Here is a 14,980-nt window from a genome sequence, read left to right as displayed (position 1 = left end):
CAGGTGTGGACTGCGGGCCTGCTCGTGAGGGCCGGAATGTTTAGTCGCGCTTGGTGAACGTCAGGAATTCCCGCCGCAGGGCCGCGTCCTCGAGAAAGCGGCCGCGCATGACGCTGTTGACCATCTTCGCGCCATCATCCTCCACACCGCGCCAGTGCATGCAGTAGTGATCGGCTTCCATCACCACGGCGATACCGACTGGCTTCAGACGCTGCTCCAGCAGATCGGCAATCTGAACCACCGCCTCTTCCTGGATCTGCGGCCGACGCATGATCCAGTTGATCAGGCGGGCATATTTGGACAGGCCGATCAGGTTGGAATCGGCATCGGGCAGTACGCCCACCCACACCCGCCCCATGATCGGGCAGAGATGGTGCGAACAGGCGCTGCGCACCCGCAAGGGCCCGACGATCATCAGCTCGTTCAGGCGCTCGGCATTGGGGAACTCGGTGACTGCGGGCATGGCCTGGAAGCGGCCAGCAAACACCTCGCGCACGAACATCTTGGCCAGGCGGCGGGCGGTGTCGCGGGTGTTATGGTCGTTGTCGGTATCGATGACCAGCGCGCGCAGCATTTCCTGCGCCTTGGCGGCCACTTCCGCCTCGATCGCTTCCAGCTCACCGTCTTTCAGATACTCGGCGATGTTGTCATTGGCGTGGAAGCGGATGCCTGCGCTGGACAGGCGTTCGCGGACGCGCTGCGACACGGAGATCGGTGCAAGGCGTTGAAGAGGGGCTGGATCCCGCATGGGAGTTGACATGGTGTGGCCTCAAGGCAGGGAAGGGGGCACACGCAGCACACCGGCAGAGCCGGGCACCACTTATGACCGCATACGCCCGCCAATGAGCTTTGGATGCGGTGGGTCTAGAGTTGGTCAAGCTGCGCCAGCAGCTCCGCCGAGCGCGCCGCCAGCGCCTCCCGCTTTGCGGCCGGCATGCGCGCCAGTTGCCGATAAGGCATTGCCAGCCGCGGATTGCCGGCCAGGTGCTTGCTGTTGCGGTCCAGGAAGTTCCAGTAGAGCGCGTTGAACGGACACGCGCGTGGGCCGATGTGGGCATCACGACGGTAGTGGCAGTGCCCGCAGTGATCGCCCATACGATGCAGGTAGGCCGCCGATGAGACATAGGGCTTAGTGGCCAGCAGGCCGCCGTCAGCGAACTGGCTCATTCCAAGCGTATTGGGCAGTTCCACCCATTCAAAGGCATCAATATAGATACCGAGATACCAGCGATGCAGCGCCTGCGGGTCCAGCCCGGCCAGCAGGGCGAAGTTGCCGATCACCATCAGCCGCTGGATGTGGTGGGCGTATGCATGCGTCAGTGACTGCCCGATCGCCGCGCGCACGCAGGCCATTCGGGTCTGCCCGGTCCAGAACCAGTCCGGCAGTGGGCGGTCGTGTGCAAAGGTATTGCTGGCGTCGTAGCCGGGCATGCGCGCCCAATACACGCCGCGCACGTACTCGCGCCAACCCAGGATCTGGCGGATGTAGCCCTCCACCGCCGCCAGTGGCGCACGGCCGGCACGTCCTTCGGCTTCCACCCGTGCAATCACCTCGGCCGGTGAAAGCATCTTCACGTTCAATGCGAATGACAGCAGGGAGTGGAAGAGCCGATGGGCGCGGCTACTCAGCGCGTCCTGGTAGTCACCGAAGTGCGGTAGCGCATGTTCGACAAACGCATCGAGCTGGCCCAGCGCTTCCTCGCGGTCGATCGGCCAGCGGAATGCATCCGCCGACGGATTGCCGAAGCTGGCGACACCCGCGGCCTGGATGCTGGCCCACAAGGCGGTGTGATCGTGGATCGGCCGCAAGTCTGGCGGCTCCGGCGGATCACCACGCCAGGGCTTGCGGTTTTCGGCATCGAAGTTCCAGCGCCCACCCAGCGGGGCGCCGTCTGGCTCTAGCAGGATGCCGTGGCGTTGCCGCATGTACCGGTAGAACAGCTCCATGGTCCAGCGTTTGCGCGTGCCGAAAAAACTCGCTACGGCATCGCGTGCCGCGAGGAAGTGGTGGCTGTCCACGCAGTGCGCGGGAATGGGCAGGCGGGCGGCGTAGTCTTTGAGCTGCGCGTCCAGCCGCCATTCGTCCGGCGCCTGGTATTCAAACGCAGTGGCTCCGTGCAGCGCCATCAGCTGGTTCAGATTGGCGGTCAGCGACGGCAGGGTGTCGGGATCGTCAATCCGCAGATAGGCCACGCGATGACCGGCGGCGCGCAAGCGATCCGCAAAGCGACGCATGGCCGCAAAGATGGCAATGATTTTCTGCGCGTGGTGGAGGACGTAATCGGTTTCCTGGCGGACTTCCATCAGGACGTACAGAACATCCGGCGACACCGTATCGAACCAGGGATGCCGCGGGTTCAACTGGTCGCCCAGCACCAACCGCAGGCAGGTCATCCGGTGTGGCGCCCGGGTTGAGTGCGCCAGCCGTTGCGGCGTGCGGCCAGCGCAGTGAAGACGACGAGTGCCGCCAGCACCAGCGCGATCGTGGCGGCGACATCGGCACCGGGCAGACCGCCGGTATTGGACAGCCAGGCCACCAGCGGCATCAGTAGCGCCAACAGCAGAACCACCACATTCATGGGCACTCACCGTCGAACTGGTCGCTGCCTGGGCCCTGCTCGGGCCAGCGTTGCGGCACCCGCTGGATGCGCGAGACGTCGTAGCCAAACGCACGGGCACGGGTCAGCATGGCCTGCCAGTCCGCCTCGCTCACGGTGGGTGTGCGCGCCATGTACCAGAGGTAGTCGCGGGCATCGCGCACGACGAGCACCTGGCTGTAGTCCTCGGCCAGCCAGCCGACCTTGTACTGGGCCTTGAACAGGCCGAAGAAGCGCACCTTCCATTCGGCGTTGCCGGTACCGGGCACCACCAGACCGGTCGATTTCAGGCGCTTGACCGGGGCATCGAAACGGTCAGGCCGGTAGCGGTACCAGGTGCAGACATTGCCATTGCGATCCAGCCGGTAGGTTTCCACCGGATTGTGATTGCCCTGTTCCAGCCAGGTGGGAATGATGCCGATGACGTACCAGCGGCCCATGTAGCGCGGTAGATCGACCTGCGCCACGGGCCGGATCGGCGTGGCCGCTTCGGCGCAGCCGGTCAACAGGATGGCAAGCAGCGCGGGCAGAGCAGCGGCAATCAGGCTGCGCATGGCGGAAGACTCCAAAGCGGGGATGCCTGTGTTACGGCAGGCCGGTCAGGCTGGATGCAACCGCCGCCTGCATCCAACGCAGGTTGGTTGCGCGTAAGCCCGGTGTTGCAATGCCGGGGCGGCACTCACGTGCGTCACATCGATGTCGCCGAACGCTGAAAGACGCTTTCGCCTCTGGTCGCCACGCGGCCCAATATGTAAACTTTAAAGTTTAGAAATAAACCCAGAGACGTTCAGCCATGCCTGTTGCCCATCGCGCTGCCCTGGTGGCCGCCATCGCCAGCCTGCTCGCACTGACTACTGCATGCCAGCGCACGTCTGACGCCAACGCGGCAGCGGATGCCGCGCCCTATGTCCGCACGGCGACCGTGACGCCGGTGACGGCCTCATCCCGGGCGCTGTCAGGCACCGTTCGGGCGCGCTTTGAATCGCCGCTGGCCTTTCAGGTCGGTGGGCGGATCCTGACGCGCCAGGCCGATGCCGGGCAATCGGTTCAGGCCGGGCAGGTGCTGTTCACCCTCGACCCGATCGATCTGGAACAGGCATTGCGCAGCGCCGAGGCCGACCTGAAAGCCGCCGAAGCAGCGCTGCGCACCGCGCAGGCCGATTTCGAACGGTTCCGCCAGTTGCAGGACAGCCAGTTCGTCAGCGCTCAGGCGGTGGAACGGGCCGCGCTGGTGGTACGGCAAGCGCAAAGCGGGCGTGATGCCGCGGCGGCGCGCTTTGCCCAGGTGCGCAATGCCCTGGGGTATGCCCAGCTGCGCAGCCCAGCCGCGGGCGTGCTGATGGAGGTCAGCGGTCAGCCCGGGCAGGTGGTCAGCGCGGGGCAACCGGTGGCGGTGCTGGCACAGGCCGGTGAGCGTGAGATCGAAGTCTTCTTCCCCGATGGCGTGTTGCCACCGCCTGCAGGCGAGGCGGTTCTGCCCGACGGACAAACGCGGCCACTCACGCTGCGCGAAGCCGCGCCCGTGGTCGATGCGTCCGGACGCACCCGGCGCGCCCGTTACACGGTGCCGAATCTGCCGCAGACGTTGGCACTGGGCAGCATCGTCTCGACCCGGTTTGCCGATGGCGGCAACCCGGCCACCGCGCAGGCACAGTGGCGGGTGCCGATCGGCGCGCTGGATGAGCGCGGTCATGGCCCGCGCGTCTGGCGCGTGCGCGATGGTCGCCTGGAACCTGTGCCGGTGCGCGTGCTGGCACTGGATGATCGTCAGGCCACGGTCGCGGGTGCGCTCAAGGCCGGTGAGCATGTGGTGGCCCTGGGCACCCACCTGCTGAAGGACGACATGCGCGTGCGGGAGCTGGTGCGATGAGCTTTCCCAACCTGTCGGCGCTCGCCGTGCGCGAGCGCGCCGTCACGCTGTTTTTGCTGATTCTGTCGGTGCTGGGCGGGTTGTACGCCTTTGCCTCGATGGGGCGCGCCGAAGACCCGGCCTTTACCGTGCGCGTGATGCAGGTCAATGTCGCCTGGCCCGGCGCCTCGGCGCAGCAGCTGCAGGAGCAGGTGGTCGATCGTCTGGAAAAGCGCATCCAGGAGGTGGAATACCTCTACCGGATTGAGACCACGGTGCGCCCGGGGCAAGCCACCTTGCAGGTGGAGTTCCAGGACTACACCCCGCAAGCCAAGGTGCCGGAGCTGTTCTACCAGGTGCGCAAGCGCATGTGGGACGAGGCACGCACCATGCCCAGTGGCGTGATCGGCCCGATCGCCAACGATGATTTTTCCGACGTCTATTTCAGCCTGTTCGCGCTGACCGCGCCGGGGCTGCCGATGAGCGATCTGGTGCGTGAGGCCGAGCGTCTGCGCGATCAGTTACAGCGCATCGAGGGCGTGCACAAGGCATTGGTGCTGGGCGAGCGCAGCGAGCGGGTCTATGTCGAGTTCGACAATGCCCGCCTGGTGAACCTGGGGCTGTCGCCGCAGGCCATCTTCGAGGCTATTGACGCCAGCAACCGGCTGGTGCCCACCGGCCGGATTGAAACCGACGGGCCGCGTCTGTACATCCGGCTCGATGCCGACTTGAGCGACCCCGACACGCTGGCGGCGTTGCCGATCCGCGCCGGCAACAAGGTGCTGCGGCTGGGTGATATCGCCACCATCCGCCGCGGTTATGAGGAGCCGCCTTCGTATCTGGTGCGGGCGCGCGGTCAGGACGCCGTGCTGCTTGGCGTGGTGATGAACAAGGGCGAAAACGGCCTGGAACTGGGCAAGCGCCTGCAAGCCTATCTGGACCAGGAAAAAGCCGAGCTGCCGCTGGGCATGACGCTCACGCAGCTCACCAACCAGGCCGATGCCATTGCCAAAGCGGTCAACCTGTTCCAGATCAAGTTTCTGGTGGCGGTGATCGTGGTGATGGGGGTGAGCATGCTGGCCATCGGCTGGCGTGCCGGGCTGATCGTTGGCATCGCCGTGCCGGTGACGCTGGGGATCAGCTTCCTGGTGATGAAGCTGATGGGCATCAATCTCGATCGCATCACCTTAGGCGCGCTGATCATCGCGCTGGGGCTGTTGGTGGACGACGCGATCATCTCGGTAGAGATGATGTTGGTCAAACTGGAAGAGGGCTGGGACAAGGTGCGCGCTGCCGCCCATGCCTGGAACGTGACGGCCGCGCCGATGCTGTTTGGCACCCTTGTCACCGTAGCGGGTTTTCTGCCGATCGGCTTTGCCCGCTCGGGCGTGGGTGAATATGCCGGCAACATCTTCTGGGTGCTGGGCATCAGCCTGCTCGTCTCCTGGCTGGTGGCGGTGGTGTTTGCGCCTTACCTTGGCGTGAAAATACTGCGTGAGGTGCCACCTTCGCAGCGGCACGATCACGCCAGCATCTACCACACGCCCTTCTATCAACGTCTGCGTGCGCTCATCACCTGGTGTGTGCGCCATCGCGTGGTCGTGGTGGCCGGCACGGTGGGGCTGCTCGCGCTGTCGATCGTGGGCATGGCCACGGTGGTGCAGAAACAGTTCTTCCCCAATTCCGACCGCACCGAGGTACTGGTCAGCGTCTATCTGCCGCAAGGCACGGCGATCGACGTGACCGACAAAACCGTGCGTCAGCTGGAAGCGATTCTTTCGCCGATGCCCGAGGTCAAAACCCTGTCCGCGTATGTAGGTGCGGGCGCGCCGCGGTTTTTCATCTCGGCCAACCCTGAGCCGCCCAACCCGGCCTTTGGCAAGCTGATCGTGGTGGCGCAGGACGAAGCCGCACGCGACCGCATCATGGCCACGCTGGAGCACCATATCCGTGCCGGTGAGTTTGCCCAGGCGCGGGTGCGCGTGGCGCGGCTGCTGTACGGGCCGCCGGTGATCTGGCCGGTGCAGTTCCGCGTGTTCGGCCCGGATCCCAACCAGGTACGCGCGATCGCCTACCGCGTGCGCGAGGTGATGGCACAGAACCCGCACGTCGTTGACCCGCACCTGGAGTGGGACGAACGCGCGCCCGTGCTGCACCTGACCGCCGATCCGGATCGGCTGCGCCTGCTGGGCCTGACCCCGCAGGATGTGGCGCAACAGCTGCAGTTCCTGCTCGACGGCGTGCCGGTGACGCAGTTGCGGCGCGACATCCGCAGCGTCGATCTGATCGCGCGCGGCGCACTCAACGGCAAGCGGCTCGACGCGCAAACCGTGGGTAGTCTCGAGCTGCTCAACCGCGACGGGCGTAAGTTGCCGCTGGCGCAGCTCGGCCGGGTGGAGGTGCGCTATGAGGAGCCAGTGATCAAGCGCTACAACCGCGAGCCCTTCGTGGCGGTGCAGGGCGAGGTGCGCGGCGCACAGCCCAATGATGTCACCAATGCCGTCTGGAAGGCGCTGGAGAAAGTGCGAGCAGACCTGCCGCCCGGCTACCGCGTCGCCATCGGCGGCTCGGTCGAGCAGTCGGGAAAGGCCAATGCGTCGATCGCCAAACTGCAGCCGGTGATGGTGGCGTTCATGCTGATCTTCATCATGCTGCAGATGCGCTCGTTTGCCGGCACCTTCATGGTGGTGGCCACCGCCCCGCTGGGCCTGATCGGTGCGGTGCTGGCGCTGGTCGTGTTCCGGCAACCGTTCGGGTTCGTGGCGCTGCTAGGCCTGACGGGACTGGCCGGCATCCTGATGCGCAATACCCTGATTCTCACGCAGCAGGTCAGCGACAACTTCGAGGCGGGGCTGGGCGCGTTCGACGCCGTCGTGGAAGCCGCCGTGCAGCGCGCCCGCCCGGTGGTGCTGACCGCGCTGGCGGCGATACTGGCCTTCATCCCCCTGACCCACGACAGTTTCTGGGGGCCGCTCGCCTATGTTCTGATCGGCGGCGTGGCGGTGGGTACTGCCATCACCCTGCTGTTTGTGCCGGCGTTGTATGCACTGTGGTTCCGGATCACGCCGGACGGCGCGACACACGCCGATCCAGCCCCAGGACAGGTCTGATTCGACCGCAATGCCGGCACACTGACGAACGCCAGATCGCCGGGTGCTGCATCCGCCCGGCAGTCCTGCCCGTAGCGGTTGATGACGGTCAACAGCAAGAGGGCAGGACGCATGGCAGGCAAGATCCTGGTGTATGGCGCCACTGGTGGCATCGGCAGTGCGCTGTGTCGGCGTCTGGCGTCGGAAGGGCACGCGCTGCACCTGGTGGCACGCGATGCGCAGCGTCTGCAGGCGCTCGCCGACCCACTGGGTGCTACCTACACCGCCGTTGACGTGCTCCAGCCCGGCGCAGTTCAACAGGTGGCGGCAGATGCAGGTTCATCGCTGTCAGGTCTGGCCTATGCCGTGGGCAGCATCAACTTGAAGCCGTTTACCCGGTTGACGTCCGAGGATTTCGAGCGCGACTTCCGGCTGAACGCTGCGGGTGCCGCGTTGGCGATTCAAGCCGCACTGCCGGCACTCCGTGCTGCCGGCGAACGCGCCTCGGTGGTGCTGTTTTCCTCGGTGGCGGCAAGCCGTGGCTTTCCGATGCATGCCTCCATCGGGATGGCCAAGGCCGCGGTGGAAGGGCTGGTGCGGGCGCTGGCGGCGGAACTGGCGCCTGCGGTTCGCATCAACGCCATCGCACCATCGCTGACCGAGACACCGCTGGCGCAGGGCATCGTAGGCAACCCGCGCATGCGCGAATCGATCGCCGCGATGCACCCGCTGGCGCGGCTGGGAACACCCGACGACATCGCAAGCCTGGCTGCATTTCTGCTCTCGCCGCAGGCTGACTGGATCACCGGGCAGGTGATCGGGGTGGACGGCGGTCGCGGGGTGGCGGCCGGTAAATGAGGCGGCTGCCATGTCACGCATGCGCAAGAAAAGCGAGTTGCCGCAGAAGATCTGCGCGACCTGCGGCCGGCCGTTCCAGTGGCGTCGCAAGTGGGCGCGCGATTGGCCTTCCGTTCGCTACTGTTCTCAGCGTTGCCGTGGGCGCAGGTGAGGAGACACACGATGGGCAAGCAGGTGCTGTTGGTCGGTGCCACCGGGCTGGTGGGGCAGGGCGTCTTGCAGGTGCTGCTGGAGGCGTCTGACATCACAGGCGTCACCGTGCTGGTTCGCCGTCCATACACTGCGCCACACCCCAAGGTGCGAGTGCTGCAGGTACCAGGATTCACCCAGGAGGCGCTGGGCCGCCTTGATCTGCATGGCCATGACGCCTGTCTGTATTGCGCCGGCCCGCTGCCCTTAGGGATGACCGAAGCGGCATACCGCGAGGCGACGGTGGCCACGCTGGCACGCGTCGTCGAGGCGTATGCAGCGGCCAATCCCGGGGGCTTCGTCGCCTATGTCTCGGGCATGGGCGCCGATGCCGGCAGCCGGGTCATGCCGCTGCGCGTCAAGGGCGAGGCGGAAGCCGTTCTTGCCCGATCCGGTCTGGCCTACACCTGCCTGCGGCCGGGTATCGTCCGCCCAGTATGCGGGGTGCGTTCACCGCATCCATTGCGGCGTGTGCTCTATTGGCTGGGCAGCCCGGTGCTCGCGCTGGCCCAGCACGGGTTGCCACGCCTGATGACCAGCACGCGTGCGGTCGGCGAGTGCATGCTGCGTTTGCTGCGGATGGATGGGCCCAAACCGGAGGTGATCGAAAACGCCGATATCCACTGACAGCCTCATCACCGGGCCAGCGCACTCCACGCCGCCAGCGCCGCATCCCGCGAAGCGGCAAGATCCACCATGGGCGCCGGGTAGCCGCAAGCCGCCAGCGCCGCGGCGTGTTTATCGGGTGCGTGCAGCACCTTGGCCGGCAATGGCGCCAACTCCGGCAACCAGCGCTTGATGTAGGTGGCGTCCGGGTCGAACTTAGCTGCTTGCAACAATGGGTTGAAGACCCGGAAGTAGGGCGCCGCATCCGCGCCGCAACCGGCCACCCACTGCCAGCCCAGCGTGTTGTTGGCCAGATCGGCGTCCACCAGGGTGTCCCAGAACCAACGCGCGCCATGCAGCCAGTGCTGACGCAGGTTCTTGGTCAGAAAACTGGCCACCACCATGCGCACACGGTTGTGCATCCAGCCGGTGTGCCAGAGTTCGCGCATGCCAGCGTCCACCAGCGGGATGCCGGTGCGCCCCTGTTGCCAGCGCGCCAGTGCCTCCGCATCCGGGGGTGCCCACGGAAATGCATCGAAGCGCGGATTGAAGTTGGCCTCCGGTGTCTGCGGGAAGTGATAGAGCAGGTGACAGGCAAACTCGCGCCAGCCCAGCTCGCGCAGATAAGGCTCCAGATCCGGGCGACGACGTACATCCATGGCAGCGATGTGTTGCAGCAAGCCGTGATGGATCTGGTGTGGGGTGATTTCACCGAAGTGCAGATGCGCCGACAGACGCGAAGTGCCATGCCGGGCCGGTAGATCCCGGCTTTTCGCATAATCATGAACTGCACCTTCGGCAAACAGCGCCAGTTGCGCGTGCGCCCCGACTTCACCGGGCGTCCAGGTCGCCGCCAGCCCCTCGTCCCAACGGATCTTGGGCAGCAGCCCCAGCGCCGCGGTCGGCAGGCTGCCATCCAACGTCAACCAGTGGCGCGGACGTGCTGCAGGCAGTGGGTGCCGGGATGGCAGCTGCGTGCGCAGCTTGCGCCAGAACGGGGTAAATACCCGATAGGGCTGACCGTCCACTGTGGCCAGCGTCCAGGGCTCATGCCAGAGATTGCCGGGGAAGCTCTGCACGTCGATACCGTCTTCGCGCAGGGCCGCTTTCAGCGAGGTGTCACGGGCGATCGCATCCGGCTCATAGCGCCGGGTCCAGTACACGGCGCTCGCGCCGGTTTGCCGAATCAGACCGCGTAGTGCCGAGTGTGGATCGCCCACAACGACATGCAGATCGCCCGCCTGGGCACGCAGTTGTGCGCGCAGCGCTTCCAGCGAATGATGCAGCCACCAGCGGCTGGCGGCACCCGGTGGCCAGCTCGAATCCTCGTCGGCTGGATGCACATAAACCGGTAACACCCGATCATGCGCAGCGCAGGCCGCACTCAGGGCAGGATGGTCAGACAGACGCAGATCGCGCCTCAACAGCACGATGGCAATGGACATAGGGGCGGAGTTCGGTGGCCGACGCAAGGGTAGCGGTGTTACGGCGCAGGCGGCCAATCCGATGCAATGCCTGCAGCCGTGTTGCGGCCACCCTCTAATGCCGTTTTTTACATAATATGCATTATGCGAAGTAACGAATGGCGCACGCCCGCTATGCTGACGCATGCCCCAGCCAGCATTAGACTGACTTCCATGCAGAACGGAACTGCGTCTGGACGAAAGGACGGCCATGCCCGGCATTCGTGAAATCCCGGTCGAACGGCTGCGGATTGGCATGTATCTGCACAAGATCGGCAGCTCCTGGCTGGAGCATCCCTTTCTGCGCAGCAGTTTCCTGCTGGAGCATGAAAAAGACCTTCAGCGCATCCTTGAATCCGGGATCCAGACCGTCTGGATCGACGAGTCACGCGGTCTGTCCATGGATGACGTTGAAGATGCGCAGGAACAGGATGCGGACACTCCCGACATCCCTGCCGCCGATGACGCCACCGAAGGTTTGAGCGAAGACGAGCGCGTTGCGATCGAACAGGACCGCATGCCATCGCAGGTGCGGCCACGCCATGTGCCACTGACGGCCGAGATCGAGCGTGCCCGCCAGATCTGCCAGGCGGGCAAGCAGCAGGTCATGGCGATGTTTGAGGAGGTGCGGCTGGGCAACAGCGTAGATCCGGCGGCTGTGCTGCCGCTGGTGGAAGAAATGAATGCTTCGGTGCTGCGCAATCCCGTTGCATTGCTCAGTGTCGCCCGGCTGAAAACCCACGATGACTACACCTACCTGCACTCGGTGGCGGTGGCCGCGCTGATGCTGGCGCTTTCCCGTCAGCTTGGCCTCGACCCCGGCCTGACCAAGCGCGCCGGCTGTGGCGGGCTGATGCATGACCTCGGCAAGGCCTTCATGCCGCTGGAGGTGCTGAATAAGCCTGGCAAGCTCACCGACGAGGAGTTTGCCATCATGAAAACCCATCCGGAGGCCGGTGCGCGTGCTCTGCAGGAGGCCGGGGCCGAATATGAGGTGGTGGATATCGCCTTGCATCATCATGAACGGATCAATGGCCGGGGCTACCCCTATGGCCTCAAGGGCGAGGAAATCACCCTGCTGGCCCGGATGGGCGCCGTTTGCGATGTCTATGACGCGGTGACCTCGGTACGCGCTTACAAGGCGCCCTGGGATCCGGCCGGCGCATTGCGGGAAATGGCGCGCTGGGAGGGCCATTTCGACCGCAACGTGTTCAACGCGTTCGTGAAGACCGTAGGGATCTACCCGGTCGGTGCTTTGGTGCGCATGGCCTCCGACCGACTGGCGGTCGTTGCCGAGCCGGGCAAAACCTCTCTGTTGACCCCGATCGTGCGGGTGTTCTACTCGCTCAAACGGCAGGAGATGATCCCGGTGCAGACCCTGGATCTGGCCGACCCGGCCTGTAACGACCGTATCGTCGGCCCGGAAAATCCGGAAAAATGGCCCTTCACCAATCTTGAAAAGCTGTGGCTTTAGACCATGGCACATACCGGCAACTTCGGACAGACCGCGCCTGCCTCCCGACTACCGATTCACCGGCTGGGGGCCAGCGGCCCCAGCCTGGCCAGCGTACTGGCGCAGGTCAGTGGTGCCGGGCGTCGGCTGGCGCTGCTGCACGTCGATGTGGATGGTCTGGGTTCGATCCATGCCACGCTTGGGGAAAACATCGTCGAACAGGCGCTGACGGTGGTGGCTCGGCGGCTGGCACAGGCCATCCCGAGCGACGCCTGGCTCTGGCAGCTGGGCAGCGAGGAATTTTTGGTGGCCATGGCTTACCGCGATGGCGAGCCGGATGGCCAGGCCCTGGCCGAGCAGCTACGCGAGATGTTCGATACACCGGTACAGGTGCCGCCGTATGTGCTCGACATTACCTTGGCCATTGGCATCGCGCTGTTTCCCGATCATGCGCATGATGCCGATGCTCTGCTAACCGCCGCCGAACAGGCCATGCGGCGGGCTGTACGCGGTGGGCCGGGCGGACAAGTCCTGTTTGCACCGGATGTTGAACTTCACTCTGATGAGCCAAGCCCGCCGGGCGGTCGTCGTTTTCTCGATGCCATCGCTCGGAACGAGTTCCAGCTGCATTACCAGCCGGTGATCAGCGGGCGTGATGGCAGCATCGTGGCCTGTAGCGCACTGCTGCGCTGGCACAACGAACGGGAAGGCGTGCTGCGGGCAGGCCGCATTCTGCCTGCGGTGGAACGTGCAGGCCTTGCCGAACCGGTGGGTCTGTGGACCATCGAAACCGCCCTCCAGCAGATCCGTCACTGGCGCGATATCGGGATTGACTATGTGACCGCTTCGATCCCCCTGGAAGGCGCGCTGCTGCTGCGCCGTGAATGTCTGGAGCTGATCGGTGAGCTGTTTCACCGCAGCGGCATTCCAGGCAATGCGGTGGAGTTCGAACTTTCGGAAAGCGTGCTGCAGATGGACGCTCCCCATGTGGATGAAAACCTGTCCGGTCTGCGCAGTCTCGGCGCCTCGCTCACCCTGGCCGATTTCGGCATGCGGGGCCTGAGCCTGACGGCGCTGGCCCGCTACCCGCTGGATCGGCTCAAGATCGACCGCGGTTTTCTCCGCGACATCACCCGCAAACCGCGTAACGCCGCGCTGGTTCGGGCCATCATCGCGATGGGCCACCAGCTGGGCATGACCGTGGTCGCCAAGGGGGTGGAGTCGGAGGCGGAGCTTGCCTTCCTGCGTCGTTATCGCTGCGACTTCTTCCAGGGCTATCTGTTCAGCCCTCCCCTGCCCGCGCCTGGCATCGATGAGACACTGCGCCGCCGCTATCTGCTGCCGCAGATTTTCCGCTCCGAGAGCGACGAGCAGCCCACCCGCACCCTGCTCCTGCTGGACGACGAGGAAAACGTGCTACGCGCGCTGACACGGTTGTTGCGACGTGACGGATACCGGCTGCTCACTGCCAACAGTGTCAACGAAGCCTTCGACCTGCTGGCGCGCAACCAAGTGCAGGTGATCGTGTCCGACCAGCGCATGCCGGATATGAGCGGCACCGAGTTTCTGGCGCGCGTCCGCGAGATGTATCCGGATACCGTGCGGCTGGCGCTGTCCGGATATACCGATGCCGGCACCATCAGCGAAGCGATCAACCAAGGGGCGGTGTACCGGTTTCTGCTCAAACCCTGGGACGATGCCGAGTTGCGCGGACATATCCGTGCCGCATTCCGGTTGGCCGAGCAGCAACGGCAGGCAACCCCCAAAGACTTCGACGCGGATGACAGCGGGGCGTCCTGACCGGCCACGGGCACCGATGCCAATAACGGCTTCTCAGGATTGGCTTGGCAGTGGGCTGGCGTCTTCCTGACGCGGCTGCCGGATCGGCAACACGACCCGGAACGTACTGCCCTGCCCCACTTTGCTGGTGACTTCGATACGGCCATGGTGCTTGGCGATGATGCTGTAGGAAATCGCCAGCCCCAGCCCGGTTCCGCGGCCGATTGGCTTGGTGGTAAAGAACGGATCGAACAGATGCGGCATTGCCTCGGGCGGGATCCCGCAGCCGGTGTCGGTGACGCTGATCCACACCTCGTCGCCCTCCTGACCGCTGGCCAGCACGATGGTGCCGCGCTGCTCGATGGCCTGGCTGGCGTTGAGCAACAGGTTCAGGAACACCTGGTTGATCTCCGAGGCCAGGCATTCCACCAGCGGCAGGGGGGTGTAGTGCTTTTCCAGCCGGACCTTGTACTTGAGGTCGTTCCAGACGATGTTGAGGGTGGAATCCAGCCCCTGCAGCAGGTCGGCCGGCTGCATTTTCTGATCGCGTCCAATCCGCGAGAAATCCTTGAGATCCTGCACGATCTTGGTGACTCGCTCGATGCCCTCGCGGGACTCACGCAGCAGGTTGGGCAGATCGCCAAGAATGTAGTCGATGTCCAGCTGGCGGCGCGCCTGCAGAATCTCGGACCGCCCTGCCAGTGGGTCCTCGGAGAAAAGCGCGGCATGGTAGCGATCAAGCAGGGTCAAAAGCGGGCTCAATCGCGATTCCAGTGGAAACGGTTCATGTCTGATGGGGAGCATGGAGCCAAGGGTGACGGGGTAGATGCCTGAGCTTGGCGCACAGCAGGTAGCTGATGGCGATCAGGTTGGCGTCAGTGCGATAGCCCTTGGCGCGGGCCTTGGCGGCCTGGATCTGGGCGTTGAAGGCCTCGACCTGGCCGTTGGACAGGCCGGTGTCGAAATGCCGCAGGATGCCGGTGAGGTGGTCGCGGATGGTGGCACCGAGCTTCTTGAAGGGCGTCAGCCGACACCGTCGTGCCCAAGAGACCCACTTTCGGAGCAGCGGTTCGGCGGTGGGGCGATCCGATGCCATC

General features: G+C 65.0%; 13 protein-coding genes and 1 pseudogene. 7 read left to right on the top strand and 7 right to left on the bottom strand.

The genetic code is table 11. The features are described 5' to 3' along the window. Positions 1–40: 40 nt before the first annotated feature. The 4 genes from folE to BUA29_RS07570 form a co-directional block, all read right to left on the bottom strand. Positions 41–706 (bottom strand): GTP cyclohydrolase I, encoded by a 666-nt coding sequence (gene folE, locus BUA29_RS07585; RefSeq protein ID WP_245770526.1) that lies wholly within the window; start codon positions 704–706, stop codon positions 41–43. Between the two features lie 158 nt (positions 707–864). Next, entirely contained in the window at positions 865–2,394 is a 1,530-nt protein-coding gene (locus BUA29_RS07580; RefSeq protein WP_072756008.1) for a cryptochrome/photolyase family protein, read from the bottom strand. After that, entirely contained in the window at positions 2,391–2,579 is a 189-nt protein-coding gene (locus BUA29_RS07575; protein WP_072756007.1) for a hypothetical protein, read from the bottom strand. Before BUA29_RS07575 ends, BUA29_RS07580 begins: the two co-directional genes overlap by 4 nt. Beyond that, on the bottom strand, positions 2,576–3,151 hold the full coding sequence (locus BUA29_RS07570) for a lipocalin family protein (RefSeq protein ID WP_072756006.1): 576 nt from the start codon (positions 3,149–3,151) through the stop codon (positions 2,576–2,578). Before BUA29_RS07570 ends, BUA29_RS07575 begins: the two co-directional genes overlap by 4 nt. A gap of 239 nt (positions 3,152–3,390) precedes the next feature. Between BUA29_RS07570 and BUA29_RS07565 the strand changes: the two genes are divergently transcribed. The 5 genes from BUA29_RS07565 to BUA29_RS07545 all read left to right on the top strand — a co-directional run bounded on the left by BUA29_RS07565 (position 3,391) and on the right by BUA29_RS07545 (position 9,209). Beyond that, complete coding sequence (locus tag BUA29_RS07565; RefSeq protein ID WP_072756005.1) at positions 3,391–4,467, top strand: efflux RND transporter periplasmic adaptor subunit; 1,077 nt, start codon at positions 3,391–3,393, stop codon at positions 4,465–4,467. Then, positions 4,464–7,556: an efflux RND transporter permease subunit gene (locus tag BUA29_RS07560; RefSeq protein ID WP_072756004.1), complete on the top strand. Its 3,093-nt coding sequence runs from the start codon at positions 4,464–4,466 to the stop codon at positions 7,554–7,556. Before BUA29_RS07565 ends, BUA29_RS07560 begins: the two co-directional genes overlap by 4 nt. Before the next feature lie 111 nt (positions 7,557–7,667). Continuing rightward, the gene (locus BUA29_RS07555; protein ID WP_072756003.1) at positions 7,668–8,393 is read left to right on the top strand and encodes an SDR family NAD(P)-dependent oxidoreductase; all 726 of its coding nucleotides are present in this window, start codon (positions 7,668–7,670) and stop codon (positions 8,391–8,393) included. 10 nt (positions 8,394–8,403) lie between these two features. Continuing rightward, positions 8,404–8,544 (top strand): DUF2256 domain-containing protein, encoded by a 141-nt coding sequence (locus tag BUA29_RS07550; RefSeq protein ID WP_072756002.1) that lies wholly within the window; start codon positions 8,404–8,406, stop codon positions 8,542–8,544. A gap of 11 nt (positions 8,545–8,555) precedes the next feature. After that, entirely contained in the window at positions 8,556–9,209 is a 654-nt protein-coding gene (locus tag BUA29_RS07545; protein WP_072756001.1) for an NAD(P)H-binding protein, read from the top strand. Positions 9,210–9,217: 8 nt separating this feature from the next. Here BUA29_RS07545 and BUA29_RS07540 read toward each other — a convergent pair whose 3' ends face one another. Then, complete coding sequence (locus tag BUA29_RS07540) at positions 9,218–10,633, bottom strand: cryptochrome/photolyase family protein (RefSeq protein ID WP_072756000.1); 1,416 nt, start codon at positions 10,631–10,633, stop codon at positions 9,218–9,220. Positions 10,634–10,862: 229 nt separating this feature from the next. On the opposite strand from BUA29_RS07540, the gene BUA29_RS07535 reads away from it, so the two are divergent. Next, on the top strand, positions 10,863–12,125 hold the full coding sequence (locus tag BUA29_RS07535; RefSeq protein ID WP_072755999.1) for an HD-GYP domain-containing protein: 1,263 nt from the start codon (positions 10,863–10,865) through the stop codon (positions 12,123–12,125). A 3-nt stretch (positions 12,126–12,128) separates the two neighbouring features. Then, positions 12,129–13,904, top strand: coding sequence for an EAL domain-containing protein (locus BUA29_RS07530; RefSeq protein ID WP_072755998.1), 1,776 nt, complete (start codon positions 12,129–12,131; stop codon positions 13,902–13,904). 33 nt (positions 13,905–13,937) lie between these two features. Here the strand turns inward: BUA29_RS07530 and BUA29_RS07525 are convergent. Beyond that, positions 13,938–14,657, bottom strand: a pseudogene (locus tag BUA29_RS07525) (ATP-binding protein); the annotation flags it as partial. 10 nt (positions 14,658–14,667) lie between these two features. Then, on the bottom strand, positions 14,668–14,980 hold a 313-nt coding region (locus tag BUA29_RS07520; protein ID WP_143148850.1), incomplete at its 5' end, for a transposase.

Origin of the sequence: Thermomonas hydrothermalis (assembly GCF_900129205.1) — a bacterium.
In the GTDB taxonomy this organism is placed as follows: Bacteria; Pseudomonadota; Gammaproteobacteria; order Xanthomonadales; family Xanthomonadaceae; genus Thermomonas; species Thermomonas hydrothermalis.
The sequence above is the reverse complement of the archived record's forward strand: the minus strand, read 5'-3'. Positions and strand labels throughout refer to the sequence as shown.

What these genes read in the sequence shown, in the direction of transcription:
- BUA29_RS07580 (WP_072756008.1), bottom strand. Translation starts at nt 2,394, where the DNA reads ATGACCTGCCTGCGGTTGGTGCTGGGCGACCAGTTGAACCCGCGGCAT.
- BUA29_RS07575 (WP_072756007.1), bottom strand. Translation starts at nt 2,579, where the DNA reads ATGAATGTGGTGGTTCTGCTGTTGGCGCTACTGATGCCGCTGGTGGCC.
- BUA29_RS07570 (WP_072756006.1), bottom strand. Translation starts at nt 3,151, where the DNA reads ATGCGCAGCCTGATTGCCGCTGCTCTGCCCGCGCTGCTTGCCATCCTG.
- BUA29_RS07565 (WP_072756005.1), top strand. Translation starts at nt 3,391, where the DNA reads ATGCCTGTTGCCCATCGCGCTGCCCTGGTGGCCGCCATCGCCAGCCTG.
- BUA29_RS07560 (WP_072756004.1), top strand. Translation starts at nt 4,464, where the DNA reads ATGAGCTTTCCCAACCTGTCGGCGCTCGCCGTGCGCGAGCGCGCCGTC.
- BUA29_RS07555 (WP_072756003.1), top strand. Translation starts at nt 7,668, where the DNA reads ATGGCAGGCAAGATCCTGGTGTATGGCGCCACTGGTGGCATCGGCAGT.
- BUA29_RS07550 (WP_072756002.1), top strand. Translation starts at nt 8,404, where the DNA reads ATGTCACGCATGCGCAAGAAAAGCGAGTTGCCGCAGAAGATCTGCGCG.
- BUA29_RS07545 (WP_072756001.1), top strand. Translation starts at nt 8,556, where the DNA reads ATGGGCAAGCAGGTGCTGTTGGTCGGTGCCACCGGGCTGGTGGGGCAG.
- BUA29_RS07540 (WP_072756000.1), bottom strand. Translation starts at nt 10,633, where the DNA reads ATGTCCATTGCCATCGTGCTGTTGAGGCGCGATCTGCGTCTGTCTGAC.
- BUA29_RS07535 (WP_072755999.1), top strand. Translation starts at nt 10,863, where the DNA reads ATGCCCGGCATTCGTGAAATCCCGGTCGAACGGCTGCGGATTGGCATG.
- BUA29_RS07530 (WP_072755998.1), top strand. Translation starts at nt 12,129, where the DNA reads ATGGCACATACCGGCAACTTCGGACAGACCGCGCCTGCCTCCCGACTA.